Raw genomic sequence first — 18,522 nt, 5'->3', positions numbered from 1 at the left:
GGGCTGGAGCGGGCCTCCGAACAGGGGTCGTACTTCACGGGCCGGGGTGAGGCGTTGGCGGCCTTGGCGGCCTGGGTGGACGGCGAAGAGGACGACGACCCGGACGTGCTCGTGCACAGTCTCGCGGCCATGATGAGCACCCCCCTGCCGCCGGTGTTCAGCGGACAGGCCCCGATCGTGGTGACCGGCAGCCCGGGTGTCGGCAAGTCCGCGCTGCTGGGCCACTTCGCCCTGCACTTCTCCGATCTCGTCGACGACGACCTGCGGCGGCTCCGTCGTCCAAGGGGGCACGTCCACGCGGCGATTCACGCCCGCCACAAACTCCTCCCCGACATGGTGGCCGCCGTCGCCGACGTCGCCGGGCTGCCGGGCGACACGGGCCAGGAGGAGCTGCTGCGCGACCTGGCCCTGCGGTTCGAGCCCCTCGTCCTGGTGATCGACGCCCTGGACGAGGCGGGCATGGCGGGCGGGGAGGGACTCGGCGGGGAGGCGGAGCACATCGCCGCCACCTTCCTGGCACCACTCGCCGAGATCCCGAGCGTACGGCTGGTCGTCGGCACCCGCCCGGCTGTGGTCGGGGCGCTCGGCCCCCGGTTCCGCCCCCTGGACCTGGACGATCCCCGGTGGGGCCGCGACGCGGACGTCGCCGACTACGCGTACCGGCTGCTGCGGGCGCCCGACGGTCTCGGCAGCACCGGCGCGTACTCCTCCGACTCGCACTCCGCCGGTCTGGTCGCCCGCGCGATCTCGACGCGGGCGGGCGGCAACTACCTCGCCGCCCGCCTGCTGGCCCGTACCCTCGCCCGCCGCCCCGCCCCCATCGACACGGACGTGCTGGACTGGGAGCGGCAGATCCCCTCGCTCGCCGCCGCCCCGTCCCTCCTGGCCGGCCCCGCCTTCCGCTGGGCCCTCGGCGACCAACTGCGCGAGGACACCGAGCGCGGCCGCTCCCTCCTGCTCCCGCTGGCCCTCGCCGAGGGCTCCGGCCTGCCGGGCGCCGCCGTGTGGCCCGCCGTCGCCTCCGCCCTCACCGGCCGGCAGGTGACCGCCGACGACATCCGGTGGGTCATGCGGAGCGCCGGCACGCACATCGTCGAGGCGCTGGACGAGCAGGGACGCTCCGTGTACCGGCTGTACCACGAGTCCTTCGCCGACGAGTTGCGCGCGGGCGCGACCGAGGCGGTGCAGGGCGCCGTCACGCGGGCCCTGCTCTCCCTGGTCCCGACCGACCCGGCAACGGGCCTAAGGGACTGGCCACGAGCGGACCCCTACATCCTGGACCACCTCGCCACGCACGCCGCGGCCTGCGGCCTGCTCGACGAGCTGGTGTGCGACCCGGGGTACCTGGTCATGGCCGAACCGACGGCGTTGCAGCGGGTGTTGCCCGGGGTGCGGTCCGGTACGGCGGTCGAGGCGCGGGTCGCCTACGAGCGGGTGGGCGCGGAGCTGTGGAAGGAACCGGACCGGCGTGCGCGCATGGCCCAACTCCGGCTGTCCGCCGTGCTGTCGGGGGCAGGTGAGCTCGACGAGGCGGTGCGGGAGCGGGCGGAGGAGCTGCCGTGGGACACCGTGTGGACCGTGCCGCTGGAGGAGACGTCGAGGAACTACCGGACGATCGGCAGCCACGACGGCCATCTGGCCGGTGTCGCCCTGCTCACGTTCGACGGCCGGACGGTGCTGGTCACGGCGGAGAATCCGCCCCGGCTGCGCATGTGGGACTTCGCGACGGGGGCGCCCCTGGGTGAGCTACGGGCGGGCGCCGAACCCGTCATCGAGGAACTCGCCGCACTTCCCGGCGCGGACTCCGGCCGACTGGCCGTCGTTCTCAAGGAGGGCCAGGGGGGCGCCGCTGACAGAATCCTGCGCGTCATCGACGTACGCACCGGCATGCCGGTGGGATCCGGAATCAGCAGCCGCGCGACCGAGTGGGCCGTCGCGGAGGTCGGGGACCGGCATGTGGTCGCACTGCTGGAACCTGATCGGTCGATCCGTCTGGTGGATCCCGCGGAAGGACGTGAGCTGGCCCGGCTGACCGTGCCCGAGTCCGCCTGGGCCCGCGTCCCGAAGTACCGTCTGGGCCCGCCTCCCAAGCCGGCAGCGAAGATCGGTCTGGGCATGCGTCACGGGCAGCTGATCGTGGTGCTGGCCAGGGACGCGTCTTTCCAATGGGGCGACGTACCGGCGCAGATCGATGAATGGATTCTCGATCCTGACGCCGGATGGAACGTCGCCTCGACCCGTGGCCCGTACCGCGCCGTGGGCCGCCAGATCCTGGCTGTGGCGGTGTCGGAGGACCGGACCTGGGTGGTCACGGCCGGGTGGATGCGGGACGGCGAGGTGGGCAGGCTCACCCATCATCACGCGACCCTGTCGGAGCGGACGGACAACCACACACCGAGTTGGGCAGTGCTCGTGGACGCCCCTTGGGAGACCTTTCTGCTCCGTTACCGGGACAGGGACGTGGAGGTGATGGGGCTCAACGGCCAACGACGCGTCAAGACGTCGATCCACGGCTCCTCCAAGTCCCTCCTGTTCGCCCACGCGGACGCCCAGGGCTATCGCATCGTGTCCTGGGACATCCACCAGGCTCCCAGGGTGTGGACACTCCGGCGGGAGGACGAGGGGCTCCGTCACGTGCCCGGCCGCTATGGCGGCCACCCACCGAAACCCGCGCTGACCGCAGGGCGCTTCGACGGTCGTTGGGCCTTCTTCTCCCGTGAGGGAATTCTTGATGTGACGACCGGGCGCGACATTGCTCCCGGGCACCAGAACATCTGGTCATCGGACTGCTTCTTAGGGCATCCAGAGCTGCCACCGCTGGTGTACTCGAACACCGACGTAACGGATCCCCAGGTGACTGTCGTCGGCAGCAAGGAAAGTCGCTACGTGAGACTCACGGGCTACACCGCCCGTCGCACGTTCCAGCCCCGGATCTGTCGGCTGCACGACGAAGAAGTGATCGTCGCCCATGGTTACGCGAGACTGAAGGCGTGGTCGTTGGACGGCCGGCTGGTCGGCGAGTGGCACACGTCCGGCATCGACGAGGAAGCACAGTACGTCGAGCATGACGGGCGCCTGCTCGCGGTGGTGCCTGAGATGAAGGGCACCGGGCTCAAGATCTACTCGCTCCCGGATGGCACAGAAGCTCCCTCGGCAGGTCCGCGCTCTGCCGGAACGCCATTTCACCTGGCCCTCTGGGACGACCGGCCTGTGCTCGGCCTGGTGGCCGACGACGTGATCTCCGTGTTCTGCGCGCTCTCAGGTGCACTGCTGTGGCGTTGGAACGCACCCAACGTGACGGAACTGCACCTGCTGTCCGTTCACGGCCACCGCGCCGCCCTCATCCGCCAGAACGCGGCACAGCAACTGTGCCTCATCGACGCGGGGACCGATCAGGTGGCGGCTCGCATCGATGTGGGCTCCACGGTGGCGGGGTTCGCCGTCGCCGCCGACGACTCGCTGGGCATCCTCACCGAAACCGACGCCATCTGCCTCCGCCTGCCCGACCTGAGCCGCGCGCGTCCCTGACGCCCTCTCATCCGCGTCACCGGCCCCGTTCCACACCCCCGTTCCACACCCTCGTACCGACTTCCGCCAATCCCCGGAACCCGGGAACCCACCCGCACCCCCCGTCGTCCAAGCGCCGAGCTGCCGGAGAGTCTCCGTTGTGCGGTGTCGGCCCTCGCTGCTGGCTGCGATCGCTGACCTCCCTCTCCGCCGCCTGCGGCCGGCAGCACGCCGTCACCGGTGCGCCCCCTCCGACAGCGCCGGTGACGGCCCCTCACCCGGATCCCGGGTTACGGTGCGGTCCCTTGACTGGAAGAAACTTGCTGGATATTCGTGATTCCTCGGAAGTTTCCTTCAGAGGGAAGGAGCGCCATGCGCGACTCCAGCACGGGAAGCACCGGAAAGACCCCCTCCAGACGCACCGTCCTCGCCGCGACCGCGGGAGTCACCGCCGCCCTGGCCCTGGACGGCACCACCGCCGACGCCGCAGGCCACGAGGCCGGGGTCGACGACAAGGAACTGCGCGCCCTCATCTCCCGTATGACGCTGGAGGAGAAGGTCGGCCAGCTCTTCGTGATGCGTGTGTACGGCCACTCGGCGACCGCGCCGGACCAGGCCGACATCGACGCCAACCTCAAGGAGATCGGCGTACGCACGGCCGCCGAGCTGCTCGCCAGGTACCGCGTCGGCGGGATCATCTACTTCTCCTGGGCGCACAACACCCGCGACCCGCACCAGATCGCCGACCTCTCCAACGGGATCCAGCGCGCCTCCCTCGACCTCCCCCGCGGGCTCCCCGTGCTCATCACCACCGACCAGGAGCACGGGATCGTGGCGCGGGTGGGCAAGCCCGCCACCCTGTTCCCCGGCGCCATGGCGCTCGGGGCCGGCCGGTCCCGGAGCGACGCCCGCGAGGCCGGGCGGCTCGGCGGTGCCGAGCTGCGCGCCCTCGGTATCCGGCAGGACTACGCTCCCGTAGCCGACGTGAACGTCAACCCGGCCAACCCGGTCATCGGCGTACGCTCCTTCGGAGCCGACCCGGAGGCCGTGGCCCGGATGGTCGTCGCGCAGGTCGGCGGGTACCAGCGTTCCGGTGTGGCCGCCACCGCCAAGCACTTCCCCGGACACGGCGACACCGAGACCGACAGCCACTACGGCTTCCCCGAGATCAAGCACACCCGGGAGCAGTGGACACAGCTCGACGCCCCGCCGTTCAGGGCCGCGATCCGGGCCGGCATCGACTCGATCATGACCGCGCACATCATGGTCCCGGCCCTTGACCCGGCCGAGGACCCGGCCACCCTGTCCCATCCGATCCTCACCGGCATCCTGCGCGAGGAGCTCGGTTACGACGGCGTGGTCGTCACCGACTCGCTGGGCATGCAGGGGGTGCGGACCAAGTACGGCGACGACCGGGTACCCGTGCTCGCGCTCAAGGCCGGCGTCGACCAGCTCCTCAACCCGCCGTCCCTGGACATCGCCTGGAACGCCGTGGTGAACGCGGTGCGCGGCGGCGAGCTCACCGAGGCCCGTCTCGACGAGTCGATCCTGCGCGTCCTGCGGCTCAAGGCCAGGCTCGGGCTCTTCAGGAAGCCGTACGTCAGCCAGGACGGCGTCGACCGGGTCGTCGGTGCCCGGGCCCACCTCGCGGCCGCCGACCGGATCGCCGAGCGCACCACCACACTGCTGGTCAACAACCTGCTGGTCGACAAGCGGAGGCTGCTGCCGCTGTCGCGCCGCAGGCACCGGAACGTGCTCGTGGTCGGCGCCGACCCGGCCTCCCCCTCGGGCACCACGGGACCGCCCACCACCGTCCTCGCCACCGCCCTCACCGAACTGGGCTTCACGGCCACGGCGCTGTCCACCGGCACGGCGCCCACACAGGCGACCATCGACCGGGCGGTCGCGGCGGCGGACGGCAAGGACGCGATCGTGGTGGGGACGTACAACGTGACGGCGGCGAGCTCGCAGAGGACACTCGTCGACGCGCTCGTCGCCACCGGCGTTCCCGTCGTCGCCATCGCCGTCCGCAATCCGTACGACGTGGCGCAACTCCCGGGCGTGGGCGCGTACTTGGCGTCGTACTCCTGGACGGACGTCGAACTGCGGGCCGCGGCGCGGGTGGTCGCGGGACGCGTCGCGCCGCGCGGGAGGCTGCCGGTGCCGGTGCAGCGCGCGGACGACCCGACGCAGGTGCTGTATCCGGTCGGGCACGGGCTGACGTACTAGGCCTACGCCGCACACCGGGCACATCACCCCCGATGGTGGTAAAGCAACCCGTTTGTCTGGCGTGGTCCGTGCGTGACGGGCCACGCTGGACGGCGGGGGTGTATCGGGGGGACTGAATCATGGTCGTACGAAAGGTGCGGGCCGTTTCACGGGCCGCCGCGGTGGCGATGGCCGTGGTGGTGGCGATGGCGGTGCTCGGCGCGTGCCAGCAGTGGTCGGGGTCGGAGGGTTCCGGCTCCGGCGCGGGAGGCGACGAACCCCCCGCCGCCACCGCCTCGTCGACGCGCGCCTCGGGGTTCGGGGCGGTCTTCCTCGGGGTCGACGAGTGCAGTTCCTTCGGGACGACCAGTTTCACGGAGGTGGCCTGCACGAGCGAGCGGGCCGCGGCCCGGGTCGTGGCCCGGCGCGACGGCAAGGTGGTCGAGGGACCGGCCTGTCCCTCGACCACGGACTTCGTCCTCCACATCAGCGAGTCCCGCCCGGCCTACGACGAGGACGGCGACGGCACGGTCCCGCAGGGCTACGCCTGCATGCGCAAGCTCGCGCCACCGCATCCGGGCGACCCCGGCGGCGGGGGCGGGCCGCGCACGATCGTCGGAGACTGCGTGTACAGCACGGGCAAGGGCGAGGTCCGCGAGACCTCCTGCGACGGCAAGGCCAAGAACGAGCCCGAGTACGAGGTCACCTCGGCCGTCGGCAAGCGCACCGAGTGCCCCGCGTCCACGGCCCTCTTCGTCCAGCTCGGCGGCGACGACCCGGTGGGCTGCGCCCGGCCCGTCTGATGGCCCCGTACGGCTGACTCCTGGCGCATGAGGGCCTCCTGAGGTGCCTCTCCGGATCGATATCATCCGTTTGCCGGCCGTACGACGATGGGGGAACGCATGGCCCAGGACGCCCAGGACGCCCAGGACGCCCAGGACGCTCGGGACGCAGGGGACGCTCCGGGTACGGGCGAGCTGCCGGAGATCCCCGGCTACCGCCTCGACTCGGTCCTCGGCTCCGGCGGCATGGGCCGCGTCTACCTCGGCACGTCGCCCTCGGGCCGCCAGGTCGCCGTCAAGGTGATCCGTACCGACCTCGTCCACCGGCCCGACTTCCGGCAGCGGTTCCGGCGCGAGGTCACCGCAGCCCGGCAGGTCAGCGGCGCCTTCACCGCACCGGTCGTGGACGCCGACCCGGACGCCGACCCGCCCTGGATGGCCACCCTCTACGTGCCGGGGCAGCCGCTGGACCAGCGCATCAAGCTGGGGCCCCTGCTGCGCGCCGAGGAACTCCACCGCCTCGCCACGGGCCTCGCCGAGGCGCTGCGTGACATCCACCGCGCCGGGATAGTGCACCGCGACCTCAAGCCGGCCAACGTCCTGCTCGCCGACGACGGCCCCCGCGTCATCGACTTCGGCATCGTGCGCGCCGCCGACGCCGACATGCCCACGGGCACCGGGATCACGGTGGGCACCCCGCCATTCATGTCGCCGGAGCAGATCCGCGCCCAGAAGGACGTCGGTCCGCCGAGCGACGTCTTCTCGCTGGGCTCGGTGCTGACGTACGCGGCGAGCGGCCATGTGCCGTTCGACGCCACGGACGTGTACGCGGTGGCTTACCAGCTCGTCCACGAGCCGCCCGACCTCGACGGGGTGCCCGACTGGCTGCTGCCGGTGGTCGAGCGCTGTCTGGCCAAGGAGCCGGCCGAGCGCCCGGACGCGGACGAGCTGATCGCCCTGCTGCAGAGCACGTCCTACCCGGACGTCCTCGACTCGCCGGACACCGTGGTGCTCCGCGCGTCCGCGCCCCGCCCTCCGGCGGATCCGACCACCGCGGGCGCCGGCGCGGGCTCCGCGCCCACTCCCCCGCCCCGGCGGCGCCGGCGTCTCGTCCTCTCCGTGGCGGCCTCGGTCGCGGCGGTCGCCACCCTGACCGGCGGACTGATGTACGCGCTGGACGGCGACGCGGACGGGAACGGGGGCGCCAACGGCCCGGACTCCTCCGTCGGTACGGGACCGACACCCGGCGCGAGCACGCGTATCGTCACACAGCCGGAAGGTTCCGCCACCTATCTGAGCACCCAGTCGGGGTCGGGCGGCTTCACGTTCACGTACCACGACAGCCCGGAGCGCCGGCCGAAGGGCTGGCAGCAGTGGCAGTACAACCTGCAGAACAGCGACTGTGTGTACGCCCGGTCGTCCCTGGTGTGCGTCGGCGACCGGACGGTCCGGATCGACGCCGCGACCGGCAAGGAGCTGTGGCGGACCGACAAGGCGTCGTCGTACGGCAAGAACACCCCGGTCGTCGTGGGCGACACGGCCATCGTCAACGTCGGCGACCGGATCATGGGTCTCTCCCTCGCCGACGGCAAGGTGAAGTGGCGCTATACGACACCGATCCTGACCCAGCGGCTCATCGGCGACGGTCAGCGGGTGTACGCGGTGGACCACGACGGGCTGGTGCACGCCGTCGACGCACGCTCGGGCAAGAAGCGCTGGACGGTGGCGGCCCGCGTGTCCGTCGAGGGCGGGACCGGGCAGCCGCCCGCGCTGCGGGTCGTGGGCGACCGGCTCTACGTGTTCACCGGTGTCTCCGCCGAGAGCCTCGGCGAGGACTTCGTCACGGTCGTCGACACCGGCAGCGGCGCGCGCGTGGCCGCGTTCGAGCTGTCCGCGTCGTGCGACGCCGGCAGCGAGGCGCTGCTCGACGAGGACGGCACGACACAGCTGTACTGCACCGTGATGGACGAGACGGGCTCGAAGAGCGGCATCCTGCGCCAGGAGCTCGCGGAGGGCGCCAAGGGTGTGCGCACCCCGGTCGACGGGACGCTCGGCAACGGTCAGATCGGGGCGCCCGAGTTGTCGGTCACCCCGGGACGGGTGCTGGTCGTGGCGCCCACCGACACGGGCGGCGAGCTGGTCGCCGTCGACCCGGTCGAGCAGCGGGAGCTGTGGCGCAGGGCCCTGCCCGGCAGGGGCCCGGCCGACGCGCCTCCCGTCCAGGCCGGCGACCGCGTCTACGTCGCCAACCTCCGGGGCGTCGCCGTCTACGCGGCGGGCACGGGCAAGCTCGTCTTCCAGCACAGCGTGCCGGACATCGAGGACGCCAGCGGGATGGAGCTGGGCCTGGACACCGAGCCGATGGTGGCGGGCGGCATCATGTTCGCCCCGTCGTCGAAGGCGGGCTGGGTGAGCCTGGACACGGAGGACACCGGGGACACCGGGCAGAAGTGAACCCCGGTACCGCGCGATGGCAGTACCGGGGCTCAACTCGCCTAGGAGGTAGGTGAGTTACGGCCTGAGCGTCATCTCACGCTCGATGTCGCGCTTGTCGAGCTTGGCGTCGTACTTGGCGAGCGGCTTCGCCGTGTCCGGGTCGGCCTGGACCGCGGCGGAGGCCACGCCCGCCCACTCCAGGATGCGGGCCGTGGCGAGGGCCTTCTCGTCGGCCACCAGACCGGCCACGTTGGCACCGTGGTTGAGGCCGGGAGCGGTGAAGACGTAGCTGTCACGCGCGCCCTTGCCCAGGTGGAACGGCTCGGCGCCCCACGGGTCGTTCTGGCCGTACACGAAGAGCATGCGGTTCGCGTTGTGGCGGACCCAGGTGTCCACGTCGCGCATCGCGAACGGCTGGAACTTCATCGGGATGTCGCGCGGCACGAAGTCGCGCGGCGGCTGGTAGCCGTAGCGGATGTACTTCTTCTCGATGTGCGGGAACTCGATGGTCGGGGCGCCCAGTTGGGTGCCCGCCTGGTAGTAGTACGGCGTGTACGTCTGCAGGCCCTGGTCGGCGTAGGCGGAGAAGCCGGAGATCGTGTCGATGGATGTCCAGATCTCGTCGTCCGTGGCGGCCTTGGCGTCCTTGGGGATGGTGTCGCTGTCGCAGTCCGCGAGCAGGCTGTACTGCCAGAAGCCCCACACGTAGTCGAGGACGACGGCCTCGTACGCCTTGTCCAGGCTGCCGATCGTGTTGAAGGTGAGGCCCTCGGCGGCGGCGTACTCGGCGTACTTCTTCTCCAGCGGCTCACGGCGTACGAGCGCCTCGCGCTGCACCGCGTTCAGCCGGTCGCGGCACTCCTTGGTGCCGACGTTCGCGAAGAACCGGTCGTAGGCCGAGTCCTCCTTGTTCACCACGTCGTTGGGGGCGACGTAGGCGACAACGCCGTCCATGTCACGCGGGTAGAAGCGCTCGTAGTAGGTGGCGGTCATGCCACCCTTGGAACCGCCGGTGGAGATCCACTTCTTGTCGTAGATCTTCTTCAGCGCCTTGAAGATACGGTGCTGGTCGCTGGCCGCCTGCCAGATGTCGAGCTTGGACCAGTCGGCCGGGGCGGGGCGGGACGGGGTGAAGAAGCGGTACTCCATGGAGACCTGGTTGCCGTCCACGATCTGGGTGGGCTCGCGGCGGCCGGGGTTCGTGGAGACGTTGTAGCCGCCGGTGTAGAAGACCGTCGGGCGGCTGGTGTCCTTGTGCAGCACCGTGATCCGCTGCTGGAACGTGCCCTTGGAGGGGTGCCGGTGGTCGATCGGCTGGGTGTAGTTGAGGACGAAGAAGCGGTAGCCGGTGTAGGGCTTCTCCTCGATCAGGCTCATGCCCGGGATCGCGAGGAGCTGGTCCTTGATGTCGGTGTCGGTGGTCTGCGGCTGAGCGGCGGTGGCCGCTCCGGCCGTGCTCAGGGTGCCTATGAGCACCACGAGCGCCAGCAGCCATCTGAGCGCCTTGCGCATGGAATCTCCCCTGTGACTCATCTGTGCGCCGGAACCTAGTGGAGCGAGTACCGACCGCACCAGGGGAGGAAGGGTCAACTGGCCACGCACCAGCGGAGATTAGGGAAAACCCTGTGCGGGGACAGGAGTTCGGCGTCAGGAGTTCGGGCTCAGCAGAGGATCCAGCCCGAGTTCACGCTGCCGCCGCCGACCGCGCCCTTCACGCGGACGCATCGCCGGCCGGCGTGCACGGCGTCCGTGGCGATGCGGTACCTGCGCTCCCCCTTGCGCATCATCGGGCGGTTCCCCCGCGCCTGCACACTGGCGGACATCCACTTGAGACGGCCGTCATGGCTCTTGGCGACGGTCACGGCGCAGACGTGTCCCCCGCGTTTGTAGACGTACACGTAGCCGGTGGAAAAGGTCAGCGTACGGACCTTGCGTGCCCCGCAGGAGGCCGCCTCCGCGCTGCCCGGCCCGGCCACGACGAGCAGCCCGGCCGCGGTCAGCAGAGCCAGTGCGAGCGCCAGCGGCCGCCGTACCGCCCTGCGCGTCCCCGTCGCTCCACCACGCATCAGCTCATCCCTCCCCGGGCAGAAGACGTACTGATGTACGGACGCACGACGTATGTCGGACGGTTGCACGTCCACCGCCGAAGGGGGCTCAGCTCGGCGCGCTGACCGGCTCCTCACGAACGTCCGCCACAGCTCCGCTTACCGGCCACCCAGGCGGAGCAGCTCGTCGTGGGTGCCGTCCTCGACGACCATGCCGTGGGCAGAACCTTTCTCTGTCGCCCTCGCGTTGCTCGGCCCTGGCGGGCCTCCAAGCTTCGGCCGACTGGCCGGACTCCGTCCGGCGCCCGGACCCTGAGGTCACGCGGCAGTGACCTCAGCCCGCCGCCAACGCGCGATCGACGAAGGCCGGCGCCGTGAGGCCGAAGGCCTCGCCCTGACGCTGAGGATCCTGCGCAGCAAGCGCGCCCAGGCCCACGGGGCCGCTGCGATGGGCACTTGTTCACTCCTCTCAGTGAGTCAGCGCAGGTCGGCGACTACATCGCTGGAGTCAGGGCTGTTGCCACCGGAGCCCTGGGTCCGTTGCTGCGGGCCTCGCGCGAGCACGTAGACGAACAGGACCGCCATGACCACTGCTCCTGCCCACATGGCCTGCTGCCAGCCGTCGACGAAGGACTCCTGGGCGGCCCGGGTCAGCGCCTGCGCCTGGGGGCCGGCCCCGTCGGCGGCCGCGAGGGCGTTGGCGACGCCCTCGCGGGCGGTGTCGGCGGCGTCGCCCGGCACTCCGTCGAGCCGGGAGTCGATGGCGCCGCGGTAGCCGGCGGTCAGGACCGCTCCGAGCAGCGCGACACCGAGCGCGGTACCGAACTCCCGGGTGACGTCGTTGAGCGCGGACGCGACACCTTGACGCTCACGCGGCAAGGCGGTGGTGATGGCCTCGGTGGACGGCGTCATCGTCAAACCCATACCGAGTCCCATGGCGAGCATGCCGGGGAGGATCGAGAGGTACCCGCCGTCGACGGAGACGAAGGTGGCCATGAGGACCAGCCCCGCGCCGCCCAGGAAGATCCCTGAGGCCATCGTCGAGCGGCTGCCGATGCGCGCGGCTGCCTGCGGGGCGAGGCCGGAGGCGAACATCATCAGCAGCGCCATCGGCATGAGCGCCAGGGTGGAGCGAAGACCGGACCAGCCGAGCACCGCCTGGAAGTACGGGAAGAGGACCACGAAGATCCCTGCCTGCACGCCGAAGACCGTCAAGAGCGACACGGAACCGCTCGCGAGACCTCGCTCGCGGAACAGGCGGACGTCGAGGAGTGGAGCCTGTCGGCGCAGCTCCCACGCCACGAATCCGACAGCGGCGATGACGCCGATGAGAAGGCTCAGTAGCGTCGCGGGCGCGGTCCAGCCTCGTTGGGGGCCCTCGTGGAGAAAGAAGACGAGCCCGACCGCCGCGACCACGGACGACAGCGAACCGACGGCGTCGAACCCATGCCCTGACGCCTCGCGCGAATCCGGGATGGATCGCAGCGCCATGACGATGGCGACGACGACGAGCACGACCGGCAGGACGAAGAGCCACCGCCAGCTCGCCAGGTCGACCAGGACGGCCGACAGGTACATCCCCAAGATGCCTCCACCGCCGGCGACGCCGGTCCACACGCCGATCGCCTTGGAGCGCTCCTCGTCCGGGAAGGTCGAGGTGATGACGGCCAAGGTGACCGGCATGATCATCGCTGCGCCCACGCCGCTCAGAAAACGCGCGGCGAGCATGATCTCGGACGACGTGGCAAGGCCGGCAGCCGCACTCGCTGTTCCGAAGACGAGCAGGCCCGCGAGCAGCACCGGCCTGCGGCCCCACCGGTCACCCATCGCGCCGAGCGGCAGGAGCAAAGCGGCCAGACTGATGGTGTAGACGTTGATGAACCACAAGACCTCGGCTTGCGAGGCGTCGAAAGCGACGGCGAGCTCCGGCTGGGCGACGTTCAGTCCGGACACCGAAGCGATGACAGCCATGAGCGCGATGCAGACCCCGACCAGGATGGCCCGTCGTTGTCGCGGGTCTTGGATGGTCGGGTCGGTAGCCTGCGCGTCCGAGGGCGGGTTCGTACTCATCGGATTCCTTTCAAGAAGGCAGGGGGAATCGGCGCCGGAGCAGCGGGCCCCGGCGCTGTGGGACGCGTGTGATTACCGGCGTCGGGTGGCGCGCACGACGACGTCGTGGAGGGGGACCGCTCGGCCCCCGTGGCCGGTGAGCGTGCGGAGGTGCTCTTCGGCCGTGACGATCTCCCACTCCGTGCCGTTCAGGCGCGCGGTGATGGCCGCGGAGGTGGCCGACGCTTCGGCAGGAGGGTGGTGCCCGTGGCCGGTAGAGCCCGAGGTGTGCAGGTGCCCCACGATGAGGAGCGTGCCACTGGGGGCCACCCATCCGGCGATGCGGTCGTAGAAGTCCAGCTGGGGCATCGCCGGGTGGGCGTAGTGGGTCATGACCAGGTCGAACTGCACGCCTGGGTTCCAGACGCCCAGATCTGCCTCAACCCACTGCAAGCGTTCGGGGGCCCCGGTCGTCGCCGCCCGCTCGGCAGCGCGGGCAAGGGCCTCGGACGAGATGTCGGCCGCGGTGACGTGCCAGCCGTGGGAGGCGAGCCAGATCGCCTCGGCACCGCCGCCACACCCCGCATCCAGCGCCGTGCCCGGTGTCAGGCCGCTGGTCTCACGAGCGAGGTACGGGTTCGGCGGGTTGCCGCCCATGGATCCGGGGCCGCCGGCTCGCCCCTGTTGCCAGTGCCGCTCCCAGAAGTCCTTGTCGAATCCGTGCGTCACAAATCGCCCTCCTCGTTCGCGACACCCCTCTGCGGGTGCGTTCCTCGGTTCGTTCTTCACGGTGCCGAGAGACATGCGGATGCGCAAACACTGTTGCCGAATGGCAAAATGGCGGGATGGATGAAGCCATTGACCGCACTCTGGACGCCGTCGGACCGAGGTTGAAACGCCTTCGGCTGCATCGGGACGTCACCCTCGCCGACCTCGCGGCGGAGACCGGCATCTCCACCAGCACCTTGTCCCGGCTCGAGGCGGGCCTGCGGCGTCCCACGCTCGAGCAGTTGCTTCCGCTTGCTCGCGCCTACGGGGTCACACTCGACCAGCTCGTCGACGCGCCGCCGACGGGCGACCCCCGCATCAATCTGCGTCCCATCCCCTGCGGCGACGGCTCGGTCATCCTGCCGCTGACCCGTAGGCCCGGGGGAATCCAGGCCTACAAGTTCGTCCTCCCGACCGGAAACGACGATGCCGAACCCGACCTGCGCACCCACGAGGGCTACGACTGGGTCTATGTCCTCAACGGAACGCTCCGCCTTGTGCTCGGGGGACACGACCTCATCCTCAAGCCCGGGGAGGCCGCTGAGTTCGACACACGCACCCCGCACTGGTTCGGCGCCACCAGCGCCGGCCCCGTCGAATTCCTGAGTCTCATCGGGAAACAGGGCGAACGCGCGCACGTCCGTGCAGCACCGAGACAAGACCTGGCCGAGTAAGAAAGCTCAGACCTCATCTCCGGGACCGCTGCTCCCCCTTCCTCACACACGGGGTCCACTCGATAGCCGTTCCGGTGCTCACAGCGCACCACCGGCAGCGATCGGGGCCTCCGGCTTGGTGCAGAGAAGCTCGGCCCTGGCGGGCCTCCAAGCTTCGGCCGACTGGCCGGACTCCGGTCCGGCGCCCGGACCCTGAGGTCACGCGGCAGTGACCTCAGCCTCCCCCACGAACGTCCGCCACAGCTCCGCGTACCGGCCACCGAGCCGCAGCAGCTCGTCGTGGGTGCCGTCCTCGATGACCATGCCGTGGTCCATGACCACCACCCGGTCGGCACGGGCCGCCGTGGTCAGGCGATGGGCGACGACCAGGGTCGTACGGCGGCCCGCGAGGCGGTCGGTCGCCTGGTTGACCTGGGCCTCGGTGGCCAGGTCGAGAGCGGCCGTCGCCTCGTCGAGGAGCAGGACGTCAGGGTCGACGAGCTCGGCGCGGGCCAGCGCGATCAGCTGGCGCTGGCCCGCGGAGAGGTTGCGGCCGCGTTCGGCGACCTCGTGGAGGTAGCCCCCGTCCAGCGTGGCGATCATGTCGTGCGCGCCGACCGCCCGGGCCGCGGCCTCCACCTCGGCGTCGGTGGCGTCGGGGCGACCGTAGGCGATGGCATCACGGACGGTGCCCTGGAAGAGGTACGCCTCCTGCGGGACGACGCCAAGCCGGTGCCGGTACGACGTGATGTCCACGTGCCGGAGGTCGGTACCGTCCACGAGCACGCGCCCGCCCGTGGGGTCGTAGAAACGCGCGACCAGCTTCACCAGGGTCGACTTGCCCGCGCCCGTCTCACCGACGAAGGCGACCGTCTGCCCGGCCGGGATCGACAGCGCGACGCCGCCGAGCGCTTCCTCGCCGTCGCCGTACGCGAAGTGCACGTCCTCGAAGGCGATCTCCCCGCGCAGGGACAGCACCTCCAGCGGCTCGGCCGCCGCCCTCGTCGACGTGGGTTCCCGGAGCAGCTCCTGGATGCGGCCCAGCGACACCGTGGCCTGCTGGTAGCCGTCGAAGACCTGGGAGAGCTGCTGCACGGGCGCGAAGAACAGGTCGATGTAGAGCAGGTACGCGACCAGCGCGCCCGTCGTCAGCGTCGCCGCGTCCACCCGGTGCGAGCCCACGACCAGCACGGCCGCCGCCGCCACGGACGACAGCAACTGCACGAACGGGAAGTACACGGAGATCAGCCACTGGCCGCGGATGCGAGCCTGGCGGTAGCTGTCGCTGCCCGCCGCGAACTGCTCCCGGCCGTCCCGCTCACGCCGGAACGCCTGCAAAATCCGCAGTCCGGACACCGACTCCTGAAGGTCCGCGTTGACCACCGACACCCGCTCACGGGCGAGCTCGTACGCCTTCACGCTCGCCCTGCGGAAGAAGATCGTGCCGATGACCAGCGGCGGCAGCGTCGCGAAGACGACCAGCGCCAGCTGCACGTCGAGCACGAACAGCGCGACCATGATCCCGAAGAAGGTGACGACGGAGACGAAGGCGGTGACCAGGCCGGTCTGGAGGAAGGTGGAGAGGGCGTCGACGTCGGTCGTCATCCTCGTCATGATCCGGCCGGTCAGCTCCCGCTCGTAGTAGTCGAGTCCGAGCCGCTGGAGCTGGGCGAAGATCTTCAGCCGGAGCGAGTACAGGACGCGCTCACCGGTCCGCCCGGTCATCCTCATCTCGCCGATCTGTGCCGCCCACTGGGCCAGTACGGCCACCAGCGCGAGCACGGACGCGGCCCACACCCCGCCGAGGGCCAGCTGGGAGACGCCGTCGTCGATGCCGTTGCGGACCAGGACCGGCAGGAGGAGCCCCATGCCGGCGTCGACGGCGACGAGGGCGAGGCTGAGGAGCAGAGGGGCGCCGAAGCCCCGCAGCAGCCGCCTCAGGCCGTACGACTCCTCCGGCGTGACCGCCCGCGCCTCGTCGACGCCCGGGGTGTCGGTGGCCGGGGGCAGCGCGTCGACCTGGGCGAGGAGTTCAGGGGTCGCGGGGGTGCCGTCGAGAGCGAGGTCCCTGGGCTGCCGGTCGCCGGTCCACAGCCTGGGGGTGATGCCCCGCTCGGCGTCGAACTCCGCGTCCAGCTCGTCCCGGAGGGAGCTGTCCTCCTGAGGGGCGGCCGGCCTGACGTGACCGGGTGAGACCCCGCCCAGCTCGTCCGGGTCGGTGAGCAGCCGCCGGTAGAGGGCGGACCGCTTCTGGAGCTCCTCATGGGTGCCGAGGTCGGCGAGGCGGCCGTGGTCGAGGACGGCGATGCGGTCGGCGAGGCCCAGGGTGGAGCGGCGGTGGGCGATGAGGAGGGTGGTCCGCCCCTCCATGACCTGCCCCAGCGCCTCGTGGATCTCGTGCTCGACGCGGGCGTCCACCGCGGAGGTCGCGTCGTCGAGGACGAGGAGGCGCGGGTCGGTGAGGATCGCGCGGGCGAGCGCGACGCGCTGGCGCTGGCCGCCGGAGAGGGTCAGGCCGTGCTCGCCGACCTTGGTGTCGTACCCCTCGGGCAGATCGGAGATGAAGCCGTGCGCCTGGGCGGCGCGGGCGGCGGTCTCGATCTGCTCCTGGGTGGCGTCGGGTCGGCCGTAGGCGATGTTGTCGCGGACGGTGTCCGAGAAGAGGAAGGAGTCCTCCGGGACGAGCCCGATGGCGGCGCGGAGCGAGTCGAGGGTCAGCTCGCGCACATCGTGGCCGCCGACGAGGACGGCGCCGTGCGTGACGTCGTAGAAACGCGGCAGGAGCAGCGAGACCGTGGACTTGCCGGAGCCGGAGGAGCCGACGACGGCGAGGGTCTCGCCGGGGCGGATCTCGAAACTGAGGCCCTTGAGGACGGGGCGATCGTCGTCGTAGCCGAAGGAGACGTCGTCGAACTCGACGGTCGCGGGCGCGTCGGCGGGGAGTTCCTTGGTGCCGCCGGTGAGTGACGGCTCGGTGTCGATCAGCTCCAGCACGCGCTCGGTGCCCGCCCGCGCCTGCTGGCCGACGGTCAGCACCATGGCGAGCATGCGGACGGGGCCGACGAGCTGCGCGAGGTAGGTGGAGAACGCCACGAACGTACCGAGCGTGATGTGCCCGCGCACCGCGAGCCAGCCGCCGAGGGCCAGCATGGCGACCTGGCCGAGGGCGGGCACGGCCTGGAGCGCGGGGGTGTATTTGGAGTTGAACCGGATGGTGCGCAACCGCCCGGCGAACAGCTTGCGCCCGACCTCCCTCAGTTTGCCGGTCTCCTGCTCCTCCTGCCCGAAGCCCTTGACCACGCGTACGCCGCTGACGGCGCCGTCGACGACGCCCGCGACGGCGGCGGCCTGGGCCTGCGCGTACCAGGTGGACGGGTGCAGGCGGGTACGGCTGTGCCCCGCGATCCACCACAGGGCGGGGGCGACGGCGAGCGCGACGAGGGTGAGGGGCAGCGACAGCCACGCCATGATCACGAGGGAGATCAGGAAGAGCATGAAGTTGCCGATGGTCATCGGCAACATGAAGAGCAGGCCCTGGATCAGCTGGAGGTCGCTGGTGGCCCGCCCGACGACCTGCCCGGTGGACAGTTCGTCCTGACGGCGTCCGTCGAGGCGGGTGATCGTCCCGTACATCTCGGTGCGGAGGTCGTGCTGGACGTCGAGGGCGAGGCGGCCGCCGTAGTAGCGGCGGATGTACGTGAGTATGTAGACGAGGACGGCGGCGCCGATGAGGGCGCCGGCCCAGGGGGCCATGTCGCGGGTCTTGTCCCCGATCACGTCATCGATGATCACCTTGGTGATCAGGGGGACGAGGGCCATGAGGGCCATACCGGCCAGGGAGGAGCCGAGGGCGAGGACGACGTCCTTGGGGTACCGCCAGGCGTACCCTGCGAGCCTTCGCGCCCAGCCCTGTTTGTCCCCCTGCTCCGCTGTCACGCCGGTGCCTCCCGTCTGTCCTGATGTACCGGAAGGCACCAACGCGGGTGGGGGCGGATTTCATCCCGCCGCAACAATTGCCGGGGCGGTACGCGGGTTCTCGTCGCGTGCTTTTGCTCGCCCCCGCCGCCCCTACCC

10 protein-coding genes are annotated in these 18,522 nt (G+C 70.9%); 5 read left to right on the top strand and 5 right to left on the bottom strand.

Going from position 1 to position 18,522, the window contains the following annotated elements:
* Window positions 1–129: 129 nt before the first annotated feature.
* From FNH08_RS50835 to FNH08_RS21820, 4 genes are all read left to right on the top strand, one after another.
* Window positions 130–3,528 carry an AAA family ATPase gene (locus FNH08_RS50835; protein ID WP_228034271.1) on the top strand — a complete coding sequence of 1,133 codons (3,399 nt, stop codon included), beginning with the start codon at window positions 130–132 and terminating at the stop codon, window positions 3,526–3,528.
* A 351-nt stretch (window positions 3,529–3,879) separates the two neighbouring features.
* Complete coding sequence (locus FNH08_RS21830) at window positions 3,880–5,736, top strand: glycoside hydrolase family 3 protein (RefSeq protein WP_152773182.1); 1,857 nt, start codon at window positions 3,880–3,882, stop codon at window positions 5,734–5,736.
* A 119-nt stretch (window positions 5,737–5,855) separates the two neighbouring features.
* Window positions 5,856–6,518 carry a hypothetical protein gene (locus FNH08_RS21825; RefSeq protein WP_228034270.1) on the top strand — a complete coding sequence of 221 codons (663 nt, stop codon included), beginning with the start codon at window positions 5,856–5,858 and terminating at the stop codon, window positions 6,516–6,518.
* 87 nt (window positions 6,519–6,605) lie between these two features.
* Window positions 6,606–8,951, top strand: coding sequence for a protein kinase domain-containing protein (locus FNH08_RS21820; RefSeq protein ID WP_152773181.1), 2,346 nt, complete (start codon window positions 6,606–6,608; stop codon window positions 8,949–8,951).
* A gap of 57 nt (window positions 8,952–9,008) precedes the next feature.
* Here FNH08_RS21820 and FNH08_RS21815 read toward each other — a convergent pair whose 3' ends face one another.
* The 4 genes from FNH08_RS21815 to FNH08_RS21800 form a co-directional block, all read right to left on the bottom strand.
* Window positions 9,009–10,445, bottom strand: a complete 1,437-nt coding sequence (locus FNH08_RS21815) for a S28 family serine protease (protein ID WP_152773180.1) — start codon at window positions 10,443–10,445, stop codon at window positions 9,009–9,011.
* 149 nt (window positions 10,446–10,594) lie between these two features.
* Complete coding sequence (locus FNH08_RS21810) at window positions 10,595–10,999, bottom strand: hypothetical protein (RefSeq protein ID WP_152773179.1); 405 nt, start codon at window positions 10,997–10,999, stop codon at window positions 10,595–10,597.
* Between the two features lie 456 nt (window positions 11,000–11,455).
* Window positions 11,456–13,048: an MFS transporter gene (locus FNH08_RS21805; protein WP_152773178.1), complete on the bottom strand. Its 1,593-nt coding sequence runs from the start codon at window positions 13,046–13,048 to the stop codon at window positions 11,456–11,458.
* Between the two features lie 72 nt (window positions 13,049–13,120).
* Window positions 13,121–13,756 (bottom strand): class I SAM-dependent methyltransferase, encoded by a 636-nt coding sequence (locus tag FNH08_RS21800; protein ID WP_322725062.1) that lies wholly within the window; start codon window positions 13,754–13,756, stop codon window positions 13,121–13,123.
* Between the two features lie 116 nt (window positions 13,757–13,872).
* Between FNH08_RS21800 and FNH08_RS21795 the strand changes: the two genes are divergently transcribed.
* A complete protein-coding gene (locus FNH08_RS21795) occupies window positions 13,873–14,469 on the top strand; it encodes a helix-turn-helix domain-containing protein (RefSeq protein WP_152773176.1) in 597 nt (198 codons plus the stop codon).
* Between the two features lie 198 nt (window positions 14,470–14,667).
* On the opposite strand, the gene FNH08_RS21790 is transcribed toward FNH08_RS21795, so the two are convergent.
* The gene (locus tag FNH08_RS21790; protein WP_322725060.1) at window positions 14,668–18,384 is read right to left on the bottom strand and encodes an ABC transporter ATP-binding protein; all 3,717 of its coding nucleotides are present in this window, start codon (window positions 18,382–18,384) and stop codon (window positions 14,668–14,670) included.
* Window positions 18,385–18,522 lie beyond the last annotated feature (138 nt).

The sequence above is a fragment of the Streptomyces spongiae genome (assembly GCF_009377185.1).
GTDB lineage: Bacteria > Actinomycetota > Actinomycetes > Streptomycetales > Streptomycetaceae > Streptomyces > Streptomyces spongiae.
The sequence above is the reverse complement of the archived record's forward strand: the minus strand, read 5'-3'. Positions and strand labels throughout refer to the sequence as shown.